We start from the raw sequence: 9640 nt of genomic DNA, 5'->3' as shown, positions 1-9640 counted from the left end.
GAATGTTGCCAAACTTACCCTAGGGCAGCTAAATCAAGGCGGGTTGTTTCGCAGGTGTTGACAACCAAAGGGTGAGTGTTGCCTTGTCGATAGGAAGTCTGCCCGACCTCTGTCCGGCCGGGCCATCCAGCACGGTGGACCTGAAATGCACCAATTTCCCGTGACCGTTTATTACGACGAAACCGACCTCGGCGCGATCGTGTATCACGCCAATTACATGAAGTTCATCGACCGGGCGCGGGCCGATTGGGTGCGGGGGCTCGGCGTCGATCAGAACGCGCTGAGGGACGAGGGCATGGTCTTCGTCGTCCACAAGATCGAGGCCGAGTTCCTGGCCTCGGCCCGGCTGGAGGACCGGCTGGTGGTGACGACCGATGTGCTCGACGTGACCCGTTCGCGGCTCTTCCTCGACCAGCGGGTCTATCGCGGCGAGACGCTTCTGTTCCGCGCCCGGGTGTCGCTGGTTCTGATGAGCCTCGACGGGCATCCGCGCCGCCTGCCCGACGCGCTGCGGGCGCTGGGCTGCGAGAGGGTGACGGCGGCGGAATAGGGCCGCACATGCCTGGGACAATCTTGACAAAAGCCTGACGCACCCGGACAAGTCCTTGAAAAGGCTAAGTCAGCCTGGGTGTCCCACGCATGGGCCATCCCTTGTGCCAGCCCCGGGGGCCGCCATGCATACCTTTCCCGTGACCGTCTATTACGAGGATACCGACCTCGGCGGGATCGTCTATCACGCGAATTACCTGAAGTTCATCGAACGTGCCCGCTCGGCCTGGGTGCGGCAGCTGGGGGTCGACCAGAACGCGCTCAGGGCACAGGGGATCGTCTTTGCCGTCCACCGGATCGAGGCCGATTTCCTCAGCCCCGCCCAGCTGGACGACGCGCTGACCGTGGCCACCCGGCCGGTCGCGCAGAGCCCGGCGCGGCTGACTCTCGACCAGCAGGTTTTCCGGGGCGAGACCCTGCTTTTTCGCGCCCGCGTCACGCTGGTCTGCATCACCACCGGCGGCAAACCGCGCCGCCTGCCCCCCGAACTGCTGGTTTTAAGCGGAAACGCGTAACATTCGCGTGCTGCCATTGGTGTTTGTCTTGGAAACCCGCTAGAATCACGCCAAACGAGGGCCGCCCGCCGGGCAGGCTCCAGACGCGGCTGGTTACGAGCAGGACAGAAGGCATGGACAGCACTACCCTGGCGCAGGCCAGCGACATCGACTTTTCGCTCATCGCGCTTTTCTTGCGCGCGACCTTCACCGTGAAGATCGTCATGATCCTGCTGATCGTGGCCTCGTTCTGGTCCTGGGCGATCATCATCCAGAAACACCTGATCTTCCGCCGCGCCCGCAAGGACGCGCAGATGTTCGACGCGGCCTTCTGGTCGGGCGAGCCGCTGGACGAGCTGTATCGCCGCGTCGGCACCGCGCCGCAAAGCGGGCCCGAGCGGATCTTCGCCGCGGGCATGGCCGAATGGCAGCGTTCGCACCGGCAGGACGGGGCGATGATCGCCGGCGCCGCCCAACGCATCGACCGTTCCATGGATGTGGCCATCGACCGTGAGGGACGCGAGCTGAACGCCAACCTGACCTTCCTGGCCTCGGTCGGCTCGGCCAGCCCCTTCGTCGGCCTCTTCGGGACGGTCTGGGGCATCAAGGCTGCGTTCGAGGAGATCGCGCTGGCGCAATCCACCAACCTCGCCGTGGTCGCCCCCGGCATCGCCGAGGCGCTGCTGGCTACCGGTCTGGGCCTGCTGGCCGCGATCCCGGCCACGATCTTCTACAACAAGCTTTCGGACGACAGCGAGGCCATCGCCTCGGGCTACGAGCAATTCGCCGACGAATTCGGCACGCTCCTGTCGCGCAACCTGGACGCCTGAGCCATGGGCGCGCAAGCCATCCGCAAGCAGAGCGGCTCGGGCACCCGCCGCCGCCGCCGGGGCCATTCCGCCAAGATGGCCGAGATCAACGTCACGCCGATGGTCGACGTGATGCTGGTGCTCCTGGTCATCTTCATGGTCGCCGCGCCCATGCTGGTCGTCGGCGTGCCGGTGGAACTGCCGCGCACCGCCGCGGGTGCGCTGCCCGCGCAGCAGGAAGAGCCGCTGTCGATCACGCTGTCGGCCGATGGCACGATCTCGCTCATGACCACCCCGGTGGCCGAGGGTGACCTGATCCCGCGGCTGCAGGCCATCGGCGCCGAACGCACCGATGACCGCGTGTTCCTGCGGGCCGATGGCTCGATCCCCTATTCCCGCGTGGTGCAGGTGATGGGCGCGCTGAACGCCGGCGGCTTCCACAACATCGGGCTGGTCACCGAGACCGACGGCCCTACCTTCGGCGCGACTGAAGGACGGTAAGATCTGATGGCGGTCATGGCTCAGGTTCGGATGGACACGGGACAGAAGGTCTCGGCCCTGCTGCACGGCGGGCTGATCCTCTGGGTCCTGTTGTTCGATCTGTTTCACGCCCCCAGCGATCCCCTGATGCCCGAGGTGACCGAGGTTTCGATCATCTCGGCCCAGGATTTCGCCGAGCTGACGCAGGCCGCGCCGCCCGCGCCCGCGCCGACCCCGGAACCGACGCCCGCCCCGGCACCCGCTCCGGCACCCGCACCCACGCCGGACCCCGCGCCGATCGCGCCGCCTGCGCCCATCGCCCCGCCGACCCCGGTGACGCCGCCCGCGCCGATCCCGACGCCCGAACCCGTGCCGATGCCCGAGGCCGACCGCCCGCAGGCGGCCGTGGTGGCGCCGACGCCGACCCCCGATTCCAGCCTGCGCCCGGTGCAGCGCCCGGCCGAGCGCGTGGCCCCCGAAGCCGCGCCGACCCCTGCGCCAGATGTCGCCGTCGCGCCCCGCGATCAGGCGGCCATCGTGCCCGATGCCAGCGCCACGGTGGACGCGCCCGAAGCGCAGGAGGCCACCCAGCGCGAGGCCGCCGCGACCGAGACCGTGACCGAGGCCACGACCGTCAGCGAGACCGAGCCGGTGCGCCGGACCGCCACCGCGCCCGAGGTCAGCCTGCGCCCGCGTGCCCGCCCGCAGCGGACCGCCGCCGTCGAGACCCCGGCGCCCACGCCTGCCCCGACACCCACGCCGACCCCAACGCCCACGCCGACCCCGGCCCCCGCTGCGACGCCTGAGCCGCCCGAGGCGGACGGCCCCACCGCCTCGGCCGTGAACGACGCGCTGGCGCAGGCGATGGCGGGTGCCTTCGAGCAGACCGCGAGCCTCAGCCAGTCCGACATGGACGCGCTGCGCCTCAACGTCGAATCCTGCTGGAACGTCGGCATCCTGTCGACCGAGGCGCTGAACGTGGTCATCACCATCGGCTTCGAGATGACGCCCGACGCCCGTCCGATCGAATCCTCGATCCGTCAGGTCACGGCCTCGGGCGGGTCGGCGGGCGCGCAACAGGCCGCCTTCGACGCCGGGCGACAGGCCATCGTCAGCTGTGGTATCAACGGCTATGGCCTGCCGCAGGACCTCTACGATCAGTGGCGCAACGTCGAAATCACCTTCAACCCCGCCCGGATGAGCAACCGATGACAGACCTTTCCCGCCGCCCCCTCCTCGGCCTGCTGGCCGGCGCTGCCATCGCCCCCCGCATGGCGCTGGCGCAACAACCCCTCAGGATCGAGATCACCGAGGGTGTGATCGAACCCGTGCCCTACGCGATCCCCGATTTCGTGCCGGAAAACGGCGCGGGCGGGGAATATGGCGCGCAGATCGCCCGGGTGATCGCCAACAACCTCTCGGGCACCGGTCTCCTGCGCGAGATCCCGGCCAGCGCCCATGTCGGCCGCATCACCAGCTTCGACAGCCCGGTTCAATTCGCGGACTGGCGGGCGATCAACGCCCGCGCGCTGGTCACCGGCGCGGTGCGCGCCAACGGCCAGCAGCTGAGCGTGAAGTTCCGCCTCTTCGACGTGGTGAGCGGGCAGCAACTGGGCGACGGGCTGCAGCTCGACGGTCAGACCAACGCCTGGCGGCGCATCGCCCACCGGGTCTCGGACCAGATCTACATGCGCCTGACGGGCGAGACCGGCTATTTCGACAGCCGGGTCGTCTTCATCGCCGAATCGGGGCCGCGCAACGCCCGGCGCAAGCAGGTGGCGATGATGGATCAGGATGGCGAGGGCGTGCAGTACCTGACGGACGGCACGTCGCTGGCCTTTGCGCCGCGCTTCTCGCCCACCGGGGACCGGATCCTCTTCACCAGCTACGAGACGGGTTTCCCGCGCATCTATCTGATGGACGTCGCCTCGCGCCGCCGCCAGATCATCGGCGACCAGCCCGGCGAGATGACCTTCGCGCCCCGCTTCTCGCCCGATGGCGGCACGGTGGTCTATTCGCTCTCGGTCGACGGGCGCACGGACCTCTACATGCTGAACCTGGCCAGCGGCCAGCGCTGGCAGCTGACCACCACCGACGCCATCGACACGGCGCCCAGCTTTGCGCCCAACGGCCAGCAGATCTGCTTCGAGAGCGACCGCACCGGCGGCTCGCAGGTCTATACGATGAACGTCCAGGGCGGGCAGGCCTACCGCATCAGCCAGGGGCAGGGCCGCTATTCGACGCCGGTCTGGTCGCCCCGCGGCGACATGATCGCCTTCACCAAGCAGCATAACGGCCGCTTCCACATCGGCGTCATGCGCACCGATGGCTCGAACGAGCGGCTCCTGACGGCCAGCTATCTGGACGAGGGCCCGACCTGGTCGCCCAACGGCCGGGTGATCATGTTCACGCGTGAGGAGCCGGGCACCAACCCGACCCTGATGTCGGTGGACATCACCGGACGCAACCTGCGGCGCATTCCGACGCCGGGGCCTGCCTCGGACCCGTCGTGGTCGCCGCTGCTGCCGTGATTTTCCGGGCGCGACGCCCGGCATCAACCCAAACGTGACAATCCCAAGATTCCCCCGAAGCGCCAGTTCTGATAGACTGCGCCCGGGCAGGACCGGACAACAAGGACGAGAGACATGAACACTCTGACCAAGGCGATTCTGGTGGTCGCCGCGCTGGCGCTGGCCGCCTGCAACAACCCCCGTGGCGGCGACGGCATGGACGGCGGCATGGGCGCCGGCGGCGGCATCGCCTCGACGGCGCTGGGCGACCCGAACGACCCGACCTCGATCGCCTATTTCAACGAGACGATCGGCGACACCGTGAACTTCACCGTCGATTCGAGCGATCTGTCGCCCGCCGCGCAGAACATCCTGCGCACCCAGGCGAGCTGGCTGAACCGCTTCCCCGAATACCAGATCCTGGTCGAGGGCCATGCCGACGAACGTGGCACCCGCGAGTACAACGTGGCGCTGGGCGCCCGCCGTGCCGCCCGGGTGCAGCAATTCCTGATCGCCGAGGGCGTCAGCGCGGTCCGCATCCGCACCGTCAGCTACGGCAAGGAGCGCCCGATCGAAGTCTGCGCCGAACAGCGCTGCTGGGACGCCAACCGCCGCGCGGTGACGGTCGTCTCGCGCTGAGCCGCGTGCGCGTCTTGAGGGAAAAAGCCGGGGGGCCGTCTGCCCCCCGGACCCCCCGAGCGTATTTCAGGCAGAATGAAGGGGCAGGGTCGTGAGCGACGCTGCCCTTTCTGCGCTTCTGGCCGCCTCCGAGGGGATTGACCGGGTCGGCGTTGCCGTCTCGGGCGGCGGCGATTCCGTGGCGGCGCTGGTGCTGGCGGTCGAGGCGTTGGGCGCGGCCCGGGTGGCGGCGGTCACCGTCGATCATGGGCTCCGCCCCGAGGCCGCGGCGGAGGCGGCGGGGGTGGCGGCGCTCTGCGCGCGACTCGGCGTCGCCCATGACGTGCTGCGCTGGGACGAAGGGCCGGCGGGCGGCAATCTGATGGGCGAGGCGCGGGAGGCGCGTTTGCGGCTGATCGGCGGCTGGGCCCGGGGCCGGGTCGGCGCGGTGCTGCTGGCACATACGCAGGAGGATCAGGCCGAGACGCTGCTGATGCGGCTGGCGCGGGGGTCGGGCGTGGACGGGCTGTCCGGGATGGCGGCGCGGCGCGAGGCGGAGGGGGTGCTCTGGCTCAGGCCGCTGCTGGGGGTGTCGCGGGCCGAACTGCGCCGGGCGCTGACCGAGCGGGGCGTGGGCTGGGTCGAGGATCCCTCGAACGCCGATCCGCGCTTCCTGCGGGTCCGCGCGCGGCAGGCGCTTTCGGTGCTGGAGGGGCTGGGCATCGACGCCGCAACCCTCGCCGCCACGGCCGGGCGCATGCAGCGCGCCCGGACGGTGCTGGAGGACGCGGCACAGCGGGCACTGGAAGACCACGTCGCCGAGGACCGCGGCATCCTGCGCATCGGCGCCGCGGCGCTGGACCTGCCGGGCGAAACCCGAGACCGGCTTTTCGCACATCTGCTGATGCAGCTTTCGGGCAGCGCCTATCGCCCGCGGCTGGAGGACTTGCAGCGCCTGCTGGCGGCGGGGCGGGGCACGTTGATGGGCTGCCTGCTGCGCCGCCGTGGCGACAAACTGTTTCTGGGGCGCGAGGCGCGGGCGGTGGCGGACCTTGCCTGCACCGCCGGTCAGGTCTGGGACGGGCGCTGGCGGGCCGCAGGGCCGGGCGAGGCCGGGATCCGGGCGCTGGGGCAGGCGGGGCTTGCCCAGCTCAGCCAGCAGGCGCGGGGCGGGCTGCATCCCCATTGGCGCGAGACGGAGATCCCCGAACCGCTGTTGCAGGGCCTGCCGGGCCTCTGGCGCGACGGGCGGCTGGTGGCGGCGCCGCTGGTCTTCTGGCCCCAGGGCTGGTCACTTTCTGCGCGACCTCTCGCCGCGATTGCAGCCGCGGGGGCATAATCGCATTGAAGTCGCCCCCCGCATCACTATCTTAGAGCCAATCGGCCGGACGCGGCCTCGGTTATGGGAGAGCCCTGTGGGCAACGCGCGTAATTTCGCCTTCTGGATCGTCCTGTTCTTTCTGATGATCGTTCTGTTCACGCTGTTCAACAACGGCGCCAGCACGACCAGCGGACGGACCATCGGCTATTCGGATTTCCTCCAGCGGGTCGAGGCAGGCGATGTCAGCCGGGTCGTCATCGACGGCGAGACGCTGCGGGTCACCGACCGGTCAGGTCAGGCCTATACGACAATCCGCCCCACGGGCGAGAATCCGACGGACCGGCTGATCGAATCGAACGTCAGCGTCGAGGCGCGTCCGCAGGAGCGCTCGGGCCTGATGTCGGCCCTGTCGGTCTGGCTGCCGTTCCTTCTGCTGATCGGCGTCTGGATCTTCTTCATGAACCGGATGCAGGGCGGCGGGCGCGGCGGTGCCATGGGCTTCGGCAAGTCCAAGGCGAAGCTCCTGACCGAGAAGCACGGGCGCGTCACCTTCGACGACGTGGCCGGCATCGACGAGGCCAAGGACGAGCTGGAAGAAATCGTCGAATTCCTGCGCAACCCGCAGAAGTTCAGCCGCCTGGGCGGCAAGATCCCGAAAGGCGCGCTGCTGGTCGGCCCGCCCGGTACGGGTAAGACCCTGCTGGCCCGTGCCATTGCCGGTGAGGCGGGCGTGCCCTTCTTCACCATCTCGGGCTCGGATTTCGTGGAAATGTTCGTGGGTGTCGGCGCCAGCCGCGTGCGCGACATGTTCGAACAGGCCAAGAAGAACGCGCCCTGCATCGTCTTCATCGACGAAATCGACGCGGTCGGCCGCTCGCGCGGCGTCGGCTACGGCGGCGGCAATGACGAGCGCGAGCAGACGCTGAACCAGCTTCTGGTCGAGATGGACGGGTTCGAGGCCAACGAAGGCATCATCATCATCGCCGCCACCAACCGGCCCGACGTTCTGGACCCGGCGCTGCTGCGTCCCGGCCGTTTCGACCGTCAGGTGCAGGTGCCGAACCCCGACATCAAGGGCCGCGAGCGCATTCTTGGCGTCCATGCCCGCAAGGTGCCGCTGGGGCCGAACGTCGACCTGCGCATCATCGCCCGCGGCACGCCCGGCTTCTCGGGCGCCGACCTCGCCAACCTGGTGAACGAGGCCGCGCTGATGGCCGCCCGCCGCAACCGGCGCTTCGTCACCATGCAGGATTTCGAGGATGCCAAGGACAAGGTCATGATGGGCGCCGAGCGCCGCTCCATGGTCATGAACGAGGATGAGAAGAAGCTGACCGCTTATCACGAGGCCGGGCATGCGGTGGTGGGGCTCCATGTCCCGCAGCACGATCCGATCCACAAGGCGACGATCATTCCGCGTGGCCGGGCGCTGGGTCTGGTGCTGTCCCTGCCGGAGCGTGACCAGCTGTCGGTGACCTACACCAAGTACAAGTCCAAGATCGCCATGGCGATGGGCGGCAAAGTGGCCGAGGAGCTGATCTTCGGCAAGGAAAACGTGACCTCGGGCGCGTCCTCGGACATCCAGCAGGTGACGCGGATCGCCCGGGCCATGGTCACGCAATTCGGCTTCTCCGATACGCTGGGCCATATCGACTATGCCAACGAGCAGCAGTCCTATCTCGGCAATTACTCGGGCGGCTCGAACGCCAGCCAGGCCACGCAGGAGAAGATCGACGAGGAAGTCCGCAAGATCGTCGACGAGGGCTATCAGACCGCCAAGCGGATCCTGACCGAACACGCTGACGAGCTGGAAAACCTGGCCCAGGGCCTTCTGGAATACGAGACCCTGACCGGGCCCGAGATCACCCGCGTCATGCGCGGCGAGGGGCCGGGCCGGGACGAGGACGATGCGCCCTCGTCGGGGACGCCCTCGGTGGCCTCGATCCCGAAGACCCGCCCGCGCCGGTCGAACGACGATGGCGGGCTGGAGCCCAATCCCAGCGCCTGACCCCAAGGTTGCGCTTGCAATTCCCCCCGGCACCGCGCCACGGTGCCGGGGTTTTTCGTTCGGAGACAATGCCATGCCTGCCCTTGCCAAGACCGCCCATGTCGCCACAATCACCTGGCTGGGGCTGGTTGCCGACCGCGCCGCCGCGCTGCCCTCGCATCCGGTCGAGGCGCTGGAGCTGAGCTTCGACGGACCCTTGGGCGAATCGCATGGCGGCATGACCCGGCCCTCCTGCTCGCGGGTGCTGGGGCTCTATCCCCGCAACACGCCCATTCGGAACACCCGGCAACTCTCCATCGTCTCGGCCGAGGAGCTGGCGGCGATCGCTGCCGAGATGGGGCTCGACGCGCTCGATCCCACGCTGATCGGTGCCTCGATGGTGGTGTCCGGCCTGCCCGATTTCAGCCATCTGCCGCCCTCGTCCCGGCTGCTGGTAGAGAGCGGCGCCTGCCTGACGGTCGATATGGAAAACCGCCCCTGCACGCTGCCCGCCCGCCCCATCGAGACGGCGCATCCCGGCTACGGCAAGGATTTCAAGCCCGCCGCGAAGGGCCGGCGCGGCGTCACCGCCTGGGTCGAGGCCGAGGGTCGGGTGGTGCTGGGCGACCGGCTCACCCTCTTCGTGCCGGACCAGCCGGCCTGGGCGGGAAACGTTCCCCGCTGACACCGAAGGTTCCGATCGGAAACCCGGCAGGGCGGAAAAGACCGCCGAGTGGTCGTAAAAGGGATGTATACATTCTTCGTGGATGGTTATCCCTGCGGCAAAGCCACGACAGTGCAGGGGAGGCGCTTCATGTCGTTCAAAACGGATATCGAAATCGCGCGCGAGGCGCAGAAGAAGCCGATCATGGAGA

General features: G+C 68.7%; 10 protein-coding genes. All 10 read left to right on the top strand.

The features are described 5' to 3' along the window. Positions 1–145 precede the first annotated feature (145 nt). The 10 genes from VDQ18_RS21430 to VDQ18_RS21385 all read left to right on the top strand — a co-directional run bounded on the left by VDQ18_RS21430 (position 146) and on the right by VDQ18_RS21385 (position 9450). The gene (locus VDQ18_RS21430; RefSeq protein WP_323022899.1) at positions 146–550 is read left to right on the top strand and encodes a YbgC/FadM family acyl-CoA thioesterase; all 405 of its coding nucleotides are present in this window, start codon (positions 146–148) and stop codon (positions 548–550) included. 124 nt (positions 551–674) lie between these two features. Next, positions 675–1064 (top strand): tol-pal system-associated acyl-CoA thioesterase, encoded by a 390-nt coding sequence (gene ybgC, locus VDQ18_RS21425; RefSeq protein ID WP_323022898.1) that lies wholly within the window; start codon positions 675–677, stop codon positions 1062–1064. A 113-nt stretch (positions 1065–1177) separates the two neighbouring features. Beyond that, complete coding sequence (gene tolQ / locus VDQ18_RS21420) at positions 1178–1873, top strand: protein TolQ (protein WP_323022897.1); 696 nt, start codon at positions 1178–1180, stop codon at positions 1871–1873. A gap of 3 nt (positions 1874–1876) precedes the next feature. Beyond that, positions 1877–2353, top strand: a complete 477-nt coding sequence (locus VDQ18_RS21415) for an ExbD/TolR family protein (protein WP_323022896.1) — start codon at positions 1877–1879, stop codon at positions 2351–2353. Between the two features lie 6 nt (positions 2354–2359). After that, positions 2360–3544, top strand: a complete 1185-nt coding sequence (locus VDQ18_RS21410; RefSeq protein ID WP_323022895.1) for a hypothetical protein — start codon at positions 2360–2362, stop codon at positions 3542–3544. Continuing rightward, a complete protein-coding gene (tolB, locus tag VDQ18_RS21405) occupies positions 3541–4863 on the top strand; it encodes a Tol-Pal system beta propeller repeat protein TolB (RefSeq protein WP_416235137.1) in 1323 nt (440 codons plus the stop codon). The genes VDQ18_RS21410 and tolB overlap by 4 nt, the downstream gene beginning before the upstream one ends. A 114-nt stretch (positions 4864–4977) precedes the next feature. Next, entirely contained in the window at positions 4978–5481 is a 504-nt protein-coding gene (gene pal / locus VDQ18_RS21400) for a peptidoglycan-associated lipoprotein Pal (protein WP_323022894.1), read from the top strand. 91 nt (positions 5482–5572) lie between these two features. Beyond that, entirely contained in the window at positions 5573–6799 is a 1227-nt protein-coding gene (gene tilS / locus VDQ18_RS21395) for a tRNA lysidine(34) synthetase TilS (RefSeq protein ID WP_323022893.1), read from the top strand. Positions 6800–6875: 76 nt separating this feature from the next. After that, entirely contained in the window at positions 6876–8786 is a 1911-nt protein-coding gene (gene ftsH / locus VDQ18_RS21390; protein ID WP_107755175.1) for an ATP-dependent zinc metalloprotease FtsH, read from the top strand. 73 nt (positions 8787–8859) lie between these two features. Next, the gene (locus VDQ18_RS21385; RefSeq protein WP_323022892.1) at positions 8860–9450 is read left to right on the top strand and encodes an MOSC domain-containing protein; all 591 of its coding nucleotides are present in this window, start codon (positions 8860–8862) and stop codon (positions 9448–9450) included. Positions 9451–9640: the final 190 nt, after the last annotated feature.

It is taken from the genome of Pararhodobacter sp., from assembly GCF_034676075.1.
In the GTDB taxonomy this organism is placed as follows: Bacteria; Pseudomonadota; Alphaproteobacteria; order Rhodobacterales; family Rhodobacteraceae; genus Pararhodobacter.
Note: the sequence above shows the minus strand (reverse complement) of the source record. Positions and strands in the feature narration are given on the sequence as shown.

Excerpts from the sequence above, each read along its gene's own strand:
- VDQ18_RS21430 (WP_323022899.1), top strand. The coding sequence starts at position 146 with ATGCACCAATTTCCCGTGACCGTTTATTACGACGAAACCGACCTCGGC.
- ybgC (WP_323022898.1), top strand. The coding sequence starts at position 675 with ATGCATACCTTTCCCGTGACCGTCTATTACGAGGATACCGACCTCGGC.
- tolQ (WP_323022897.1), top strand. The coding sequence starts at position 1,178 with ATGGACAGCACTACCCTGGCGCAGGCCAGCGACATCGACTTTTCGCTC.
- VDQ18_RS21415 (WP_323022896.1), top strand. The coding sequence starts at position 1,877 with ATGGGCGCGCAAGCCATCCGCAAGCAGAGCGGCTCGGGCACCCGCCGC.
- VDQ18_RS21410 (WP_323022895.1), top strand. The coding sequence starts at position 2,360 with ATGGCGGTCATGGCTCAGGTTCGGATGGACACGGGACAGAAGGTCTCG.
- tolB (WP_416235137.1), top strand. The coding sequence starts at position 3,541 with ATGACAGACCTTTCCCGCCGCCCCCTCCTCGGCCTGCTGGCCGGCGCT.
- pal (WP_323022894.1), top strand. The coding sequence starts at position 4,978 with ATGAACACTCTGACCAAGGCGATTCTGGTGGTCGCCGCGCTGGCGCTG.
- VDQ18_RS21385 (WP_323022892.1), top strand. The coding sequence starts at position 8,860 with ATGCCTGCCCTTGCCAAGACCGCCCATGTCGCCACAATCACCTGGCTG.